Here is a 16,707-nt window from a genome sequence, read left to right on the forward strand (position 1 = left end):
CATCATCGTTCATGACGACAGCTTGGAGATCCGCCATGTCATCCCGCTGCACGACCCGCCGCCGGGGCACGAGCCGGTGCCGACGGCCGGGGCGAATGGTGGATTGCGTTCGGATGGTGTGAACCCGGCAGCGTTGCCAGGTTGCCTTGAGCACCCGGGTGATGGCCAGCTTGAGCCCCTCGTGGGCATCCGAGATCACCAGCTTCACGCCCTTCAGCCCGCGGCGCACCAAGCTCTTCAGGAAGCTCGACCAGAACGGCTCGGCCTCGGACGGGCCGATGCTCAGCCCGATGATCTCGCGCCGCCCTTCGGCGTCCACGGCCACCGCGATTATGGCGGCGACCGAGACGATGCGGCCGCCCTCGCGGACCTTCAGGTAGGTGGCGTCCAGCCACAGGTAGGGCCATTCGCCCTCCAGCGGGCGCTCGAGAAAAGCGTTCACGCGCTCGTCGATGTCCTTGCACAGCTTGGAGACCTGGCTCTTCGAGATGCCGGTCAGCCCCATCGCCTGCACCAGTTCATCGACACGCCGGGTGGAGACACCACCGATCCAGGCTTCCTGGATGACGGCGACCAGGGCGCGCTCGGCGGTCTTGCGCGGCTCCAGGAAGGGCGGGAAGTACGAGCCCTGGCGCAGCTTGGGGATGCGCAGCTGCAAGGGGCCGAGGCGGGTATCCAGGGTACGGTCCCGGTAGCCGTTGCGGTAGTTCAGCCGCTCGGCCGAGCGCTCATGCCGACTGGCGCCGATCAGGCCCTCGACGTCGGCTTCCATCAGGATCTGCAGGACGGCTTCGGCGACGGTGCGCAGGAAGTCGCCGTCACCGCTCTTCGCAAGCAGCTCACTCAATGCCATTGTGTCCTCGGTCATCGGGATCTCCGTCGGACTGGGAATGAAGTGTCGCAACTCCACTCTAGCCCGCCGACCCGATGGCCACCTCAAGCGCTGCCGTGGGTAGACCTTTTCCCACTAACGATCAGCAGCGAATTTCCACCACCTCCGTGGACGCTAACCGTGGCGCTTGCCCGGACTTTTGCCCCACGTACCGCTCCCGCCGCCCCTGCTTCAGCTCTGGTGAATTATCCGGGCTAGGCGCCTGACTCTCGACACAGAAGGTCGTGGGCGGCTGCGAGGCCATTACGCCGTATCCATGCTGCGATCCCATACAGGACGCAAGCCCCGCTACGATTCGGCCTCTTGAGCGTTGCGCCGCCCCTTTGGCGAACTTACTGAGGACACAGTGGCGCGTAACAGGGGTGCCTGTGTGCCCATCTGTGATCAGGGACTGTGCCAGGATGGTGTGCCATGACAGGTGCGGCAAATCCCGCTAACCTGTTGATCTTCCTCATTTTCGAGGAAGTGGCGTCCCATAGGTGATGAAACTGAGAACTGGGAGTTGGCCGTTCCCCTGCCCTCCGCAGCTGCCAGGGTGCCATAGCAGGTGACGTCTTTGAACGCGGAGGGGCACTCAATGCCGAGTGCCCCTCCATGGGTTCGAACGGGCGAGAGCCTTGAAGGCAACCAACCCGCGGCGGCTTCAAGCTTCAGGGCGAAACAGGCCAAGCCCGAAATGGCTTGCGTAGCCGAGTGCAAACGGCCCTCGTCGAGCTTCCGGCAGCGAGACGCGGAGGAAGCGCCCCGCCGCGTCCGGCTGCAGCTCGGAACGCCCGCCACCGCCGGCTCTGAAACGATGGAAACGCACCGGTCGGCATTCGCGGTCGGCGATGCGAATGGAGGCCAACTCCTCTACCATCACTTCGACGGCGCGATCGGCAGGAACGATCCCCCGGCGCACCAGCAGCCGACGAACCTCTGCCGGATAGCCGCCACCCTTCAGGTGACCGGCGGCCAGGAACGGCGTGACGCTGACCCAATGGCGCGCCTCGTTCAAGAACGGCACCGCCGCCTTGAAGTCCTCGGGCGTGCCGAACCCCTCCAGCGCCAGCCGCCATTCCAGGCGGGCCTCCGGTGCCTCCTCCCCCTTGGGACGGCGCCGGTCGCGCACCCACAGCCGCGTCACGCCATCGAGCGCAGCGCGTGACCGGTCATCGAAGCCGTGGGCGGCATGGACCACAACATGGTCGATGAATCCATCCCCATCGGCGTCTTCCGGCAGCCAGAAGGCATGGCCGTGCGCGGGATCGTCCAGCGGACGACCATCGGCGTCCTTGCCGGAGATCACGGACGGAACCGGGCCGCCGTGGAACTGCGCCATGGTTGCAAGGCGCATCAGTTCGCCGATCTTCACCGTATCCTCGACGCGCGGGCGCGGCCGGCCGGCGAGCACGAAGCGGGCGACCGTGGGGGGCTTTCCCTCCGCCCGTGGCGCGCGGGCGGAATGGCGCGGCAGGGGGGACAAGGGAGCCCTGCGGTACAGAACCTCGCGACTGGCCGGCGGGCGGCTCCAGCCCTGGCGCTGGAGGTCGCCAGTGTCGATCTCCAGCGCGTCGGACAGCCGTTCGGGCAGCAGGGCGGCGGTCGGAGCGATCTGCTTGGCCACGGCGTTGTCGGTGGGCGGCTTCGGTTTGGTCCAAGCCACGCGCACCCGCGCCCCGGCCTCCGCCAGCAGGCGGCCCCGTTCCTCGCGGTAGCCGGCGGCGGTCAGCGGAGCGATCACGCGGACATCCTCGACCGCATCATCCCGCGGGTCATCCCGACCGGCGACGCGGCAGTTGACGGGCCACGGTCCAGGCTCGATCCACACCCGGCATTCGGCCCAACTCTCCGCCCGCCCGAGATAGCCGATGCGCTCGGCCAGATGGCGCAGCAGCGCGAGGGCCTCCTCCGTCAGCGTCAGGTCGGGCCATATGGCGACGATGGGGGTCTCGGCCGGGAAGCGGGCGAAGGCGTCGAACACCAGCTTGGTGTCCCCGGCCGCCGCCTGCGGCATGTAGTGCCGGCTGTGGGCGTGGACGACCGGCTCCGGCAGGGCGTAGTCGGGCGGCCGCTCGGCCAACCGGTCGATCAGGTCGGCGAAGGCGGCGTCGCCGAACGCCGTGCGGTCGGCCTTGCCCAACCACGTCGCGACCAGCGCGCGCAGGATGCGCCACGGCTCGGGCGGCCACGCCACGTCCGCCTCGTTGACGTGCCGGCCCCAGGGGGTGGCGTGATAGCGTCCGGCCGGGAAGGTGAAGGCGAGCGCCAGCATGCGCGGCTCACTTCCGCCACGTGACGGTCAGCGTCGGCGGGTCGTTGAACAGCCCCTCCGCCGCCACCGCCCGGATCAGGCCGGGCAGCGCCGCCTCCAGGTCCTCCAGCGACGGCAGGGCGAAGCCTTCGGGCTTGGTCGTGGGCTCGCCCGTGAGGCCGAGGTCACAGGCGGTGCGCAGCCGCAGGCTGCCGTCGAGGAAGCGCCGGACCTTGTAGAGCGCCAACGCTACCAGCAGCGTCTCCACCGTGGCCCCAAGGCCGAACGCCCGGATCTGGTGGAGGTCGAGGTTGAAGTACGCCTTGATCGACCGGGCGACCCATTCCTCCCGCGCGAAGGGCACGTTGCCGAAGCCCTTGGCGGTATCGCCGCTCGGGCTGACGCTGTCGTTCTTGACGCCGCCGCTGGCCGCCTCGCGCACGTCCTCGGCCTCGATGAAGGCGGACAGCGCGCGCGGCAACCGCAGGCGCCCGCCGGCCAAATCCTTCTTTGCCAGGAACAGGCCGTGCAGCAGGGCATTGGCGTCGAGCTTCAGGACCACGCGGGCCAGCTTGCGGAGGTCGACGCGTCCCTCTTCCATCGCGGCGAGTTCGCCCTTCAGGATCTCGAAGACGGTCTTGTCCTTGCCTTCCAGGATGTATGGGGAGTTCAGGCGGTGCGCTTCCAGAACCGAGTTGGTCAGCGGTTCACCCTTCTCGTTGACCACCTTGACCAGCGAAAGGCCCTTGAGCGGCGACCGCCAGTCGTCCGCCACCTCGTCCCAGCACACGGCCTCCAGGCGGTTCGCCATGCTCTGCGCGCTCTCCACCAAGAGCATGCGCCCCTCGCCCTTCGGGTCCGGATAGGACGCGTGGCCGAGATTGGGGAAGCCGGTCGGCTGGAAGCGCGTGCCCTGCAGCGGTTCCAGCTCCGCCTCGATCAGCAGGCGCGGCGCGGTCGCAAGGGGGGAGAGGTCAAGCGGCATGGTCGTCGGTCTCCGTTTCGGGGGCGGCATCGGCGGCGGCGCCGGGCGGCGGATAGGCGCGCTCGACCACACGGGCGAAGCCGGCACTGTCGAGCGGGATGAGCAGGGCGGCGGCGAGCCGGCGGGGGTCGACGCTGCGCTTAGCGAAGAGCGACGCGCCGTGCCGGTCGTCCACAAGGGTCTCCAGGAAGGGTGAGGCTAAGCCCGAAGCGTGGCTGCGGCGCAAAGCAGTGCGCACGGCCTCCGCAACCTGCCCGCCGGCCAGCCGGGCCACCAACCCCGGCGGGATGGGCAGCGCCCGGTCGTCGGGCAGCAGGCGGACGGTCCGTCCGCCGATGGCCCACTCCCGGTGCAGCCGGTCCGCGGGCATGAACAGCGGCTTCAGCGCGGCGTAGGCCAGCGGCACCACGGGGCGTTCCCCGACGGGCGGAAGGCGCCGCTCCGGCCGGACCCAGGCCAATCCACAGAGCAGCCGGGCGCAGCGCGCGTCGTCGAACGCCCCTGCCCCGGCGAGGAAGGCGGCCACGGCCGACAGTGGCGCGCCGAGGGCAGCGCACAGCGGGTCGTCCACGCCCTCCTCGCGCCCGGTGCGGTCGATCAGGCGGCGCTGCAGCACCGCGATGAGGTTGCGCGGCAGGTCGCCGTCGCCCCACACCGCTTCGAGCCGCCCGTCGCGGGCGCCGGGCCGGCGGCGCTTTTCGTCGTACCATGCCGGCCCCCGCCGGAACGGTTGTGTCAGGTCCAGCGGGGCGAGATGCGCCGCCATGGGCAGAAGCGGGTCCGGCCGGGACGCGCCGTCCCCGCGACCGGCGGGCGGATGCCCCAGGCTCGCCAGGGCAGCCGCCACCTGGAACTCCGGGGAGCCGTCGTCGGCCAGCGACAGCCAGGCGGACGACAGGACCGGCGGCGGCGGCAGGTTTTCCCGCGCCTTGGGCGCCGTGGCGAGGTAGCGGGTCACCGCGCCCAGAGCGACCAACGCGGCTTGGACCCGAGCCTCATACTCTCGGCTTCGGCCAGTATCCGGCTCGGTAAGGACGAACAGCGCGTCGTCCAGCCGCCGCACGAGGGTACGGGCACGGGCAGGTGTATTCTTGTCCTTCGCATAGCGGCGTATCAACGATAGCCAGCCACCACGCTCCAGGTCGGAGATGAGATCCCGCGAGGCAATGGCCGGAACGCGCCAGCGGCCAAGCGGAGTCGCCAGATAGGGCATTTTCCGGTCGGATTGCAGAAACGCGAACCGCTGAAAGCTGGCAATGCCCCTAGAGACGCCAAGGGTAGCGACCGCTCGCGCAGCATCGAGGCCATTGCGTGCATTCCTTCCATCGACCGTTAGCCTGCCTTCCGAAAAAAGCCGGCTCAACTCGATAACATCAGCGGGCTTTTCCCAAAGCGGCATCCACATCTCTCCGCGGGGCGTCGTCGCGGTTTCCATTGCAACCGCGCCTGAACCCGCCGCGAGATAACTGACGGTGAACGGAAAGGATGCGAGGCTCTCTGACACGCTTTCATGGCGCCGGGTCGCGGCCCCAGCAAACATCAGAGCCCCCTCGACAATCAACACGATGTCCCAGTGATTTAGAGGATTGCAAGCGAAAAAGCCAAGTCCCCCATTGTATCCCCCCTGCCCAGGATGGAAGTGGCCAAGGGTGTCGCACGGCCCAACCTCTTCAGAGGCAGCAAATATTGATGAGTTCAATGCGCGCTCACTGCCTGGGGTGGGATTCCCGCTTTGGAAATCCATTACCCTTGTGAGCGCATCTAGGAAATTAACACCAAAATCGCGACTCCCGTCGTTTCCACCGGAACCGAAGATGGGCGCGGCACGCTCTTCTTCAGAAATTATATAACACGAGTCAATAAATTCAATATATTCATCCGTTGCGGACGACCGCGCGCCCATTAGAATAGACTTTTTAATATCCTTAGCCTGTCGCGCGATGTCAGCTTTTTCGCGCTTGAAGGCTTCTAGGTTATCAGCTATTTTTAGCTTTAGCAGCCTATCAATTTCTTTCAACCGCGAGCGCTGACTGTTATACGTCTCGATAGCGCCAATTTCACGGACGGAAGCTATTGCCGTGCGAAGTTGCTCCAGACGCGATGCTGAACTCTGCTCGATTGCTCGGACCACGGTCGCGCCCAATCTCGTAGATTCACCGTTTTCTTCTTCCTCGCCTTCCAAAAAGCCAGCGCGCCCATTCCACGGCGCCACCACCGGGCTGGGCCGGTAGTCGTTCAGGAAGAAGGCCAGAAGCTCCTCCCGGCTCAGCCGGGTGTGGAGGTGGAACGCCTCGTCCCGCCAGCAGCCGCGGGCGTCCTTGTCCGGCTGCTCGGCGACCAGACGCAGGACGCCCAGCCCCTTCAGGTAGCCGGCCAGCGGCACCGGCGCGCAGCCGGCGAGGACATGCAGGTGCCGGTCAGCGTCCGCCATCGCGCACCCCCTGTTCCGCGTCCGAGGCCCGCCAGTCGGCAATGCGCACCAGGGCCTCCAGCCACGCCAGACGGAACGGGCCGAGTTCCTTCAGGAGGCGCCCGGTGCGCGCCGCCCAACTCGGCCCCGAGGGGCCGTCGCCCAACTCCATAAGGTCGAGCGTGAGGGTGACGGAGCTGGAGCGCGTGCCGTCGCCGAGGTCCACCGCCGGCAGTTCGTCGCCCTCGTGGACGCCGCGGGCGAAGCGGGTGACGCCGGCTGGAGACCGCTCGGCCGGGAGCGCCCGCAACGACAGGCGCACCTTGCCGTGGTGCGCGGCGATCAGGTAGGCGACCAAGTCTGCGTCCGCCTCTTCGCCGCGCTGTTGGAGATAGGCGAGCGCCGACGCCAGCTCGTGACGGAAGTACGGGCGGCCCTTGCCGCGGTCGTATTCCACGGCCTTGGCGAGCGGCTGGCCGTCCCAGCCGTCGGGCTTGGCCATCCGCTCCTGAAAGGCGGCGTGCGCCTTGCCCACGTCATGCCAGCGCGCGGCGAGAACGACGGCGGCGCGGCCGGCGGCATCCAGGTCCACCGCCTCGCACAGCGCCTCAGCGGCGGCCGCCACGTGGCCGAGGTGGTCGGTCAGCGGCACCGGCCGGTTCTGCCGGGAATCGCGGTCATCGTCGTGGCTTTCGGCCATCGCCTCGGCGGCCTCGCCGACGGGCGAATCGACCGGAGCCACAGCATCCCGGCTGTCCGGCGCAAGGCCGATCTCCGTCTGATACCCGCCCTCCGCTGCATCCAGCATGACGACGAGTCCCGGCCAGGGCCGATTGCCGCCCAGCGGCATCCAGCGCACGTCCTCCCTCGCCTGCGGATCGAGCCGCCAGCCCTGCCGCCCTTTCAGCAGGTCGGCCGCGAGGCGGATCGGCACCGGGCACAGCTCGCCCGGGTGCGGCAACGGCTGCTCGGCAGGCTTCAAACCCTTGAAATCCCGCCACAGCACCTGGAAGTCGGTGTCCTTGGCGTCGCGGATAAAGGGGCTGACGTCAATGTCGAAGCCGGTCAGGTCGGGATCGGTGTCGAACAGGTCGAGCAGGTCCTTGCGCCGCAGGACGTGCCGCGCCTCCGGTCCCGTGTCGGGTGGCAGCAGGTTGGCGGGGGCGGCGTCCTCCAGTGCGGCGAGCCGCGCGCGAGCCGCCGCCAGCTCCGCCGCCGCGTAGGGAGCGGCCAGTTCGCCCTTGGGGTCGTCCAGGTCGATCCAGCGGATCTCCGCACCCTCGGCGCCGCATTCGCCGGAGCGGTTGACGCGCCCGAAGCGCTGAACCAGCGACGACCAGGGCGCCAGCTCGGTGAACAGCACCGCCGACGTCATGTCCACCCCCGCCTCGATCGCCTGCGTCGCCACGACGATGCGGTCCTTCGCAGCCTCCTCCTTCAGGCGGTCCGTCCGCGCCTGCCGGTCCGCCGGGCGAAAGCGGCTGTGGAGCATCAGGTCCGCCGTCCCCGTGCCCCGCCGGACCTGGAGAATCCCATGAAGCTTCTGTGCCCGCGCCACGGTGTTGACGATCACGAGGGTGGTCCGGCCGGGGCGGTGCGCCTCCAGCACCTCGGCGGCCAGCGCCTTGATGTAGGCGTCGATGTCCTTCCCCGCCGCGCCGATGGGCCGTGCGGCGGTGGGGCGCACGCGCTTGCGCGCGTCTCGCCGGAGCTGGACGCGCGGATCGGCGGCGTCCTCCGGCACGTCGTACGGGACACGCAGGACGGTGCCGTCGGCCTTGTGGTCCACCGTTTCCAGCCAGGCTGGGTCGAGCGTCGCCGACAGCCACAGCGACCGTGCGGGCCGCGGCACCTTGAGCGCTTGCCGCAGGCCTTCGAGCTGCGCCGAGGTCGCCAACCCGGCGCCCATCGCCTGCACCTCGTCGAACACCCACTGGGCGTCGCTGTGGAGGAGCGCGAAATCGACCGGCCAGCGGAACCGGCTCATGCCGTAGCCGCGCATCAGCGCCCGGCTCAGCAGCATGTCCTGCGTGCCGATCAGAATGGCCGGGCGGTCGGGATGGCGCGTCCAGGCCGGCGGCCGCCGCTCCCGCTCGCCGCCTCCCATCAGGACGGCGACGCCGTCCTCCGGGTGCGGCAGGGTGTCGTCTTTTTCGGCTTCGAGATTGTCGAGCCAGCCGCGCACCTCCGATTTGGTCTGCTCGACCAACGTGCGCATGGGCAGGCAAAGCACCAGCCGCCGGGGAGTGGCTTCGGGCCGCGTCTTCCGCTGCCACAGCCAGCCGAGCACGACGGCCGCCGTCTTCCCCAGCCCGGTCGGGGCGATCAGCGCGGACGGCCACGCCTCCAGCGCCAGCCGCCGCTGGTAGGCGTACGGCCGCCGAGGCGGGTCGCCCATCGCACGGGCGAAGAAGACGTCGAAGGAGGTCATAGTGCACTTACCCCGACCCGCATTTCCCCGTGCAGGTTGAACTACAACTCGTTGTTTGCGCAACAGAAGATTTGCTATCGTCAGCGCACAACCACCTGCATTCAGGCCTATGCTCCACCCCGCACGTCCCTTGCGTCCCGGCGACGTGATCCGGGTCGGCCGCAGCATCCCGCTGCAGCGGGAGGACGAAGAGTCGCTGGATTTCCTGCGGGTGCATTACGACACCGCGTCACCCGGCCTCGCGCGCGTGGTCGAGACGGCGGACGACGGCATGGTGCTGTCGCTGTGGGGCCATCGCTTCCGCACGACCGAGCCGCCGACCTCGCCGCGACTGCGCGCCCTGGGGCCGCTCGCGTACCGCTTCGCCCCGGAACGGCTGGGCGAGGCGATCCTGGCCCGCGAGGTGCGACGCGGCCGGGTTGTCATGGAACCGCCGCGCCATCCCTGGCAGCCGGTGGTGCGGACGTGGCTGCGCCGAACCCGCGGACACCTCCCCATCCTGGAGGCGCTGGGCGGCCGGATGCGGCCTCCGGTGCTGCGCCGGTGGAAGGCGCGGCTGCTGCGCGCGCTGGCACAGGCCGGCGTCATGCCGTCGGCGTCGGGCTTCCTCGACCACGGGCTGCTGATCGACCGGATCGGCCGGAGCGTCACGCTGACCTATGGGTGGGAGGAGCGGGAGGTCTGGCTCGACCGCATCCTGCTGCATAAGAACCACACGCTCCATCTGGTCGGCATCGATCTGGCCAAACGGGAGCAGCGCACGTTCCGTCTCGACCGCGTCCAGGCCCTCGAAGTTCCGCCTGTGGGCGAGGTCGATCCGCACGACCTGTGGCTGGAACTCCAGACGCTGTGCATGTCGCGCGCGGGATGGCTGTGGTACTGGAATAAGCGCCAAGCCGAGCGCGGGCTTGCGCTGGCGCCGCCCATCGGCCTGCTCGGGCGCACCGTGTCGCGGGCCAGCAAGGCGCTGGCGGCGCTGGGACGGGTCTGGAATTCCGACCGGGGCGCGGTGCGCCTCGCTCTCCGCCGGTGGTGGCTCGACACACGGTGGACGGGGTGCTGGCGGCTGCGGAGCGTCGGCGCCCGTGCCCGCGCGCTGTGGTGGCGCATCCGTCCGCCGCCTCCCAAGCGCGTGGACCCGTTCTCGCTGTCCACCGTCTGGCGGGATCGCCTGCTGCGTACCCTTGCCACGGTGGAGGCCGGCGGGACGGACCAGATCACCGCCCTCCTGCCGATGAACGCGCTGCTGGCCGACCCGGTCGCCTGCCAGGCGTGGCTGCACCATCTGCTGGAGCGGACCCTGGACGAGAGCGCGGACACCGGGCCGGGCGGCCATCCGCTCGCCCAGCGGCTGCTGGCCGAGACCTTGTCCCTGGTGCCGGCCGTGCCCGTTCCACCGTCGGAGCGCCAACGGCAGGCCGTGCACCGCCTGTACGCCGACCTCGTCGAAGCGCAGCCGGGAAGGCAGCGGATATCAGTCCACGCAACCCGGCGCGCCGGCCGCGACTCCCGCCTGCTTCTGTGCGAGGCGGTCCTTCAGGCGATCCACCGGATCGAGGACGACGCCCCGGACCCGTGGCGCGGCCCGGGCGGGGAATGGCCGCGGCCACCCAAGCCGTGGTTCTTCTACCGCGCAAACGCCTATTTCGTCGCCCGATGGGACGAGGGGCGCTTTCGCGTCGACGCCTCGTCGGCACCTCGGCTGCGCGCCGTGCTCGCGTGGTGGGACGCCCGGCTTCGCCTCACGCCACCTCCAGCAGCATGCCGACCACCGGCATGTGGATGAAGGTGCCGGTCACCGGCCGCCCCGCCGCTTCTTCGACCAAATGCCGGTACAACGCCAGTTGCGGCGCATGCTCCAGCGCGCGCTCGGCCCAGTGGTCGTGGGGGCCGGGGAAGGACTTGTGGTCGAGGATCACCAGCCCGCCCGCCGTCTCCACCAGCAGGTCGATGCGGCCTGCCACCCGCTGAAGCTCCAACCGGCCGTGCACCGGCACCTCGGTGCGCCACCCGGCCCCCGGCCAGAGGCGGGCAATGGCGCACCACAGCCGGTCGCCGGCCTCGGTCAGCGTCCGCTCGGCCACGCCCGGCACGCCCCAACGTTCCAGCAGGCGCCGCGCGTCGATGAGACGGCGCTCCTCCGGCACGTCCGGTCGGTCGATGGCCAGGAAGGCATGCATCGCCTCGCCCAGCCGCGTCATGTCGACGCCGCCCGGCAGCGGCAGGCGCTCGCCCAGCGCGATGCGGCGGCGCACCTCCGGAGCGGCGTCCGTCTCCGTCGCGCTCCAGCGGCTCGGCGCCACCCGCAGCGGCGGATGGACGGCGGGTGGGGCGGGCGGCAACGCGAAGACCTCCGGGCGGGAGAATGCCGCTGGTTCCACCGCGTCTTCGGGCGGCGCCAGGGAGCGCGCCATGACGGGGTGCGGCTGCCCACCGACGCGGAGTTCGCCGGGGCCGTCGCCGTCCGGCAGCGCCAGGAGCGGCGTCCCGTCCGCGTCCGCCAGGGCGTCGAGCCAGCCGGTCTTCTGCGGGCGGACGGCGAGGATCAGGTAGTCGCGCGCCCGCGTCATGCCGACGTACATCAGGCGAACCGCCTCGGCGTGGGCGCGGGCGCGCGCCGTCGCGGTTTCCGGGACGGCGTCGGCCGCAGCATCGAGATGCACGCCCTTGCGCTGCGCGTCATAGGGCCAGGGCCACAGGCGCAGCCAGCGCCCGGCCAGCGGCCGCCAGGGATCGACGCCGTCCACAGGTCCCTCCACCGACAGGCCGAAGGGCGACGGCTCCGGCCTGCCGTGCAGGTCGAGCAGGATCACCACCGGCCATTCCAGCCCCTTGGACTGGTGGTAGGTCAGCACCTGCACCGCGTCGGGGTCGGCACTGGGCGGCTGGTCGCCGCCGCGCTCGACCTCGGACAGGAAGCCGGCCAGCCCGCCAGCGGTGGCGGCCCCGCGCCGGGCGCGGCAGTGGTCCTCGTAAGTGCGGGCCAGACCGCGTAGCGCGTCGAGGTTGGCAAGGCGTTCGGCGGCGTTGCCCCAGCGCCGCGCCTGTTCCGCCACGCCCCCGGCGGCCATGGCGACCTCCAGGGACTCGACCGGCGTCAGGTGCAGCAGCCGGGCGCGGGCCTCGTCGAGCGCCCTCAGGGCCGGCGAGGACTCCCGCGCCCGGCGCGCCGCGTCGGGGTGCAACCACTCCTCCAGCCACACCGGCTGTTCGGCGGCGGTGGCCGCGCCGTGCGCCATTTCCACCATCGCCAGCGTGTCGCCGGGATCGACGAGGTAGCGTAGCGCGGCCAGCGCCAAGCCCACTTCCGGCGTGGCGGTCAGCCCCTGCCGCCCGACCGCGGCCTTCAGCCCGACCCCGGCGAGCGCGTGGGCGACCGCGGCGCAACGGTCGTTCGAGCGGCAGAGGATGGCGACGTCGGCCCCGCGCAGCAGGTGCGTCGCCTCCCCCGCCCCGCCGCGTCCACCGACGGGGTGCGCGTCCGGCACCGCCAGCAGGCTCGCCACGCCACGCACCAGCGCCGCCAGGGCGGCGTCCCAGCTCTTGCCGGCCAGCGTCCACAGTTCCAGCGGCGGCGGCAGGCCCGGGTCGTCCGAGCGCTCGCACTCGGGAACCAGGGCGTCCTCGCGCGCGATACCGACCGGCGGGAAGGCGGCGCCGAACAGGTCGTTGTGGAAGGCTACCAGTCCCGGCCGCGAGCGGTAGCTGCGCGGCAGCCGGTCCGGCGTGCCGCCGGTGGCGGGCGGAACACACGACACCACCGCGCCGATCAGCGCCGGATCGGTGCCCCGGAAACCGTAGATCGCCTGCTTGGCGTCGCCCACCCAGACCGACCGGCGCACCACCCCGGCCAGCGCCAGGAACAGGGCGAGCTGGATCGGGCTGGTGTCCTGGAACTCATCGACCAGGGCTAGGTCTACCCGCTCGGCCAGCAGGGCGCGGACGTCGTCGCGCTCCAGCAGGGTCAGCGCCTCGTGTTCCTGATCGACGAAATCGACGAGACCCTGCACACGCTTGAACCGCTCGTATTCCTCCATGGCCTCGGCGGCGCAACGGAACACGCCGACCACCAGCGCGCGCAGGTCGGCGTGCAAGCGCGGATGGGCGGCGTGCGCCGAAGCCGCCGCGTGCACCGGCTGCATCGCCTCCCGCCAGCCTGCACCGGCGTCAAGCTTGCCCAGCCGCACCCACTCCACCCACGGCAGAAAGCGCCCGTCGGCGAGCACCGCGGCGGCATCCCTGAGGACGGCCAGCGCTTCGGCGGTCTTCTTGACGCCGGTGTCCCCCGCCGCCTCAATGGCAGTCACCACGCCCATGACGGCGTCGGCCAGCGCGTGGTCGAGCCGCTCCGCCTCGGCCACCGGCGCGGGCAGCAAGGCGAGCAGGCCGGCCAGCGACCGCGCGGCCGACTCCGTCAGGCCGGCGGCGGCGATGCCGTTCTGCCGGGCCAGCGCGCCGATGTCCTGCACCAGCCCCCGCCAGTCATCGATGCGCAGACGCTCCGCCGCGGCCTCGATGATGGCGCCGTGCCGGCGGATGACGCCGTCGGCGGCAGCGGCGAACAGGGCGGCGCCGCGCTCCTCCCCCACCACGTCGGCAACCGGGGAGCGCCCGGCCTCCAGCGCGAATTCCGCGGCGATGCGCCCGAACAGCGCGTTGACGGTGCCGATGCGGCCGGCCAGCACGTCCCGGGCGGCGTCCGTCCGCCCCTCGGCGAGCAGCCGCCCGCGGATGCGCTCCAGCAGTTCGGCGGCGGCCTTCCGGGTGAAGGTGGTGGCGAGGATCGCCCCCGGCGCCATCCCCGCCGCCACCGCGTCGAGGTAGGCACCGGTCAGCCGGTGGGTCTTGCCGGTGCCGGCGCTGGCGGTCACCACGTCGATGGGGGAAAGGGGGGTGGGGGACGGAGTGGTGGTCATGCGCCGAGGCTCCCGGCGCCGCACAAGCGCCCGTATTCACAAAGGCCGCATGGCGGCGAGAGGGTGAGCGCGGGTGCGGCGGCCTCCCCGTCGTCCTCAGCGGGAACGCCGGGCGCCAGGATCTCGCCGCGCCTCAGCCCGGCCAGCCGCGTCGCCCGACTCTCCCAGGCGGCGCGCCAGACCGCCGGCAGGTCGCTGCCCGGCACATGGGCGTGGGCGGGGAACGGTTCCGGCGCACAGGCCAGAAGCCGCTGCTGCGCCAGCATGTAATAGCCGGCCGGCACCACGGCGCCCTGCCCCACCAGCCGGCCGTAGACCGCCAGCTGGATCGCCCGCCCTTCGGCGACCTCCCGACGGCGATGCCGGTCGCTGCCGCTCCATTTCAGGTCGAGGACGACCGGCCGGCCGGTGGCCGCCTCCTCCAGCAGCAGGTCGATGATCCCCTCCAGCGTCACGCCCTCCGGCAGCGCCTCCTCCACCGGCTCCTCGCAGGCGCGCACGGTCAACCCGGCCGCCTCCATCAGCCGGGCGAGGCTGCGCACCGCCTCGGCCACCATGGCGCGGGCCCGCTCGCGCTCCAGGCCGAAGCCGGGCCGTTGCAGCGGCGCCGCCAGCACCGGCAGCAGACGGTCGAACAGCGCCGCGGCGCGCAACGCGGCCTCGTCCGGCGGCCAGGACGGGCGCTCGGCGAACAGCTCGGCGACCACCGCGTGCGCCAGCGTGCCGAGCAGCCGTGAACCGTCCGGGATCGCGCGCAGGGCTCCGGGCCGCACCCCGGCGGCGTGCCGCAGCACCCAGGCGAACGGACAGCCGAGCAGGCGTTCCAGGCTGGTCGCCGACTCCCGGTCGCGCATCGGGACCGCCCCCACCGGCACGCGCCAGAGCCGCCGGGGTGCCGGCCGGTCGCAGGGCTCCAGGGCCGTCCGCGCCACCGGGCGCCCGGCGAAGGCCACGCGGTCACGCCACAACCCCGCCGACGCGTGGACTATTCGGCATCCGTCCAGCGCCGGCCCCAGCACTGGTTGAATCTCGTGCCACAGCGGATGCGCGACGCCCGGCTCGCCGGCAACCGAGCGCGGCTTCACCAGGATCAGCCGCTCGGCGGCGTTCAGCACCGGCAATCGCCACGCCCAGGCGTCACGGCGCAACGCGGCCTCTGGCGTTTCCGGCAGGCAGCCGGCGGCGGCCAGCGCCGCCCGCTCGGCGTTGCTCCATGGGGAGGGCTCGCGCCCCCGGCCCGGGTCGAGGAAGCCCCACCACAGCACGGTGCGCGCCGCGCCCCAGACCTGCCCCGGCTCGTCCACCACTGTCCACGGCGCCGCCTCCGCGCCGCCGGCCGGTAGCGCCGCCCCCTCGCCGATCACCGAATCCAGCATGCGGTCGAGCTGCGGTTTGGGCAACCGCCCCAGCCCCGCCGCCCCGACCACCGCCGCCATGGCGTCGGCCTGCGCCGCCACATGGCGCAGAAGATCGTCTCCCGGCCCGGCGCCGGCGCCGGCACGACTGCGGGCCCAGCCGGCGACCCGGCCACACAGGGCCACGGCGGTGCCGACCGGGATGCCGTCGTCCTCGTCGAAGCGGGGCGTCTCCAGCCAGCCGCGCCACTCCCGCTCCTCAGCGTCGAGCCGCGTCTCCAGATCGGGACCGGCAACACCGCGTTCCTCCAACCGAGTGCGGCGGCGCTCGCGGGCCGAACGCCAAGCCTCCTGCCACGGCGGGCCGCCGACGCCCGGCGCTTGCGTGAGGGCGTCGGCGAAGAGGTCCGCGACACTGGCCGGAATGGGCGACTGCGGCAAGGTCAGCAGTTCCATCAGCCGGCGCACGTCCAGCGGGTTCCACAGCGTGGCGAAGGCCAGCGGCAACACCTGCACCGCCGCCCGCCACGGCGACCGCCCGGCACCGCCGACGCGCGGCAGACCCAGGCGGCGGCAGGCCTCGTCCAGCAGCGTAGTGCGCTGGCCGCGCAGGATCACCATCCCATGATTGTCGTCCGGCGCGGCGGCGAGCCAGCCGGCGGTCATCTCCGCGGCCAGCCATTCCTCGTCCGCCTCCAGCACCGTCAGCGTCCCGTCACCCCGGCAGGCGGCGCGCACGCCGGTGGTCAGCCATCGCCCGACCGCGCCCAGGTCGCCATCGGCGGCCGGCGCCGGCTCCTTGCCGGGAACGATCCGCGTCCCGCAGGCGCCCAGCCGGTCGAGCAGCGCGCGCCAGGGTGGTCGCAGCAGGGCGGCGGGCGTGGCGAGGCGAAGCTCCGCGATGGGCGCCGCGCACGGACCCGCCAAGGCGTCGAGCACCGCGCGCAGCCGGTCGGCCCGTCCGGGCGCGAGCGGAACCGGCGCGCGCTCCACCGCCGCCAGCGTGTCGAGGCGGGACCCGCCGCCGCTCCCGTTCCAGCCAGCCTCGACCAGCGCATCCCGCCACGCCAGGAGCCGCCCGGCGACCGACCAGCCGTCCGCCGCCAGCGACCGGCTGTAGAAGCGCGCGCCGTCGTCCGCCTGCCGCAGGCGCGCCAGATACTGCGCCGTCCGCAACGCCGGCCACGCGTCCGGCCCCGACAGGCCGAGTCGCGTTTCCAGAATGGTCAGCAGCCCGGCCGGCCCGGCCACCGCGGTCCCCAGGCTGGCGTGCCGGCCATCGAACGTCTCCGGCCAGCAGGAGCCATCCAGGTGCCACCCGAATTGAACGCGCATGCGACCATCCCCGCCTGTCCGATGCGGGAATGGTCGACCGATTGTCTGAACAAAGAGTTGATGTTTCCTTCAGTCAATATCCATTGCGATCGTTTGAGTTCACGGATTGCACGAAATTACGATATCATCCTTACGGCATTCTCGCCCTAC

Annotated in this window: 8 protein-coding genes; 1 reads left to right on the forward strand and 7 read right to left on the reverse strand. The window is 71.4% G+C overall.

Annotated features, from left to right (window positions below; all coding sequences use genetic code 11):
• The 5 genes from ACSVDD_RS16570 to cas3g form a co-directional block, all read right to left on the reverse strand.
• Positions 1-868: IS256 family transposase (locus ACSVDD_RS16570; RefSeq protein WP_448190482.1), on the reverse strand; the 868-nt coding region annotated here is incomplete at its 3' end.
• 667 nt (positions 869-1,535) lie between these two features.
• Complete coding sequence (csb2, locus tag ACSVDD_RS16575) at positions 1,536-3,146, reverse strand: type I-G CRISPR-associated protein Csb2 (RefSeq protein ID WP_448190483.1); 1,611 nt, start codon at positions 3,144-3,146, stop codon at positions 1,536-1,538.
• Between the two features lie 7 nt (positions 3,147-3,153).
• Positions 3,154-4,110, reverse strand: a complete 957-nt coding sequence (cas7g, locus tag ACSVDD_RS16580) for a type I-G CRISPR-associated RAMP protein Csb1/Cas7g (protein ID WP_448190484.1) — start codon at positions 4,108-4,110, stop codon at positions 3,154-3,156.
• The gene (gene cas8g1, locus ACSVDD_RS16585; protein ID WP_448190485.1) at positions 4,100-6,541 is read right to left on the reverse strand and encodes a type I-G CRISPR-associated protein Cas8g1/Csx17; all 2,442 of its coding nucleotides are present in this window, start codon (positions 6,539-6,541) and stop codon (positions 4,100-4,102) included. The genes cas7g and cas8g1 overlap by 11 nt, the downstream gene beginning before the upstream one ends.
• Positions 6,528-8,951, reverse strand: coding sequence for a type I-G CRISPR-associated helicase/endonuclease Cas3g (gene cas3g / locus ACSVDD_RS16590; protein ID WP_448190486.1), 2,424 nt, complete (start codon positions 8,949-8,951; stop codon positions 6,528-6,530). The genes cas8g1 and cas3g overlap by 14 nt, the downstream gene beginning before the upstream one ends.
• Positions 8,952-9,060: 109 nt before the next feature.
• On the opposite strand from cas3g, the gene ACSVDD_RS16595 reads away from it, so the two are divergent.
• On the forward strand, positions 9,061-10,737 hold the full coding sequence (locus ACSVDD_RS16595; protein WP_448190487.1) for a hypothetical protein: 1,677 nt from the start codon (positions 9,061-9,063) through the stop codon (positions 10,735-10,737).
• On the opposite strand, the gene ACSVDD_RS16600 is transcribed toward ACSVDD_RS16595, so the two are convergent.
• Together ACSVDD_RS16600 and ACSVDD_RS16605 are read right to left on the reverse strand one after the other, a co-directional pair.
• Positions 10,694-13,867 carry a UvrD-helicase domain-containing protein gene (locus ACSVDD_RS16600; RefSeq protein ID WP_448190488.1) on the reverse strand — a complete coding sequence of 1,058 codons (3,174 nt, stop codon included), beginning with the start codon at positions 13,865-13,867 and terminating at the stop codon, positions 10,694-10,696. The genes ACSVDD_RS16595 and ACSVDD_RS16600 overlap by 44 nt on opposite strands.
• Positions 13,864-16,557: a RecB family exonuclease gene (locus ACSVDD_RS16605; protein WP_448190489.1), complete on the reverse strand. Its 2,694-nt coding sequence runs from the start codon at positions 16,555-16,557 to the stop codon at positions 13,864-13,866. Before ACSVDD_RS16605 ends, ACSVDD_RS16600 begins: the two co-directional genes overlap by 4 nt.
• Positions 16,558-16,707: the final 150 nt, after the last annotated feature.

The organism is Azospirillum terrae, assembly GCF_053470425.1.

Excerpts from the sequence above, each read along its gene's own strand:
- csb2 (WP_448190483.1), bottom strand. The coding sequence starts at position 3,146 with ATGCTGGCGCTCGCCTTCACCTTCCCGGCCGGACGCTATCACGCCACC.
- ACSVDD_RS16600 (WP_448190488.1), bottom strand. The coding sequence starts at position 13,867 with ATGACCACCACTCCGTCCCCCACCCCCCTTTCCCCCATCGACGTGGTG.
- ACSVDD_RS16595 (WP_448190487.1), top strand. The coding sequence starts at position 9,061 with ATGCTCCACCCCGCACGTCCCTTGCGTCCCGGCGACGTGATCCGGGTC.
- cas3g (WP_448190486.1), bottom strand. The coding sequence starts at position 8,951 with ATGACCTCCTTCGACGTCTTCTTCGCCCGTGCGATGGGCGACCCGCCT.
- cas7g (WP_448190484.1), bottom strand. The coding sequence starts at position 4,110 with ATGCCGCTTGACCTCTCCCCCCTTGCGACCGCGCCGCGCCTGCTGATC.
- ACSVDD_RS16605 (WP_448190489.1), bottom strand. The coding sequence starts at position 16,557 with ATGCGCGTTCAATTCGGGTGGCACCTGGATGGCTCCTGCTGGCCGGAG.
- cas8g1 (WP_448190485.1), bottom strand. The coding sequence starts at position 6,541 with ATGGCGGACGCTGACCGGCACCTGCATGTCCTCGCCGGCTGCGCGCCG.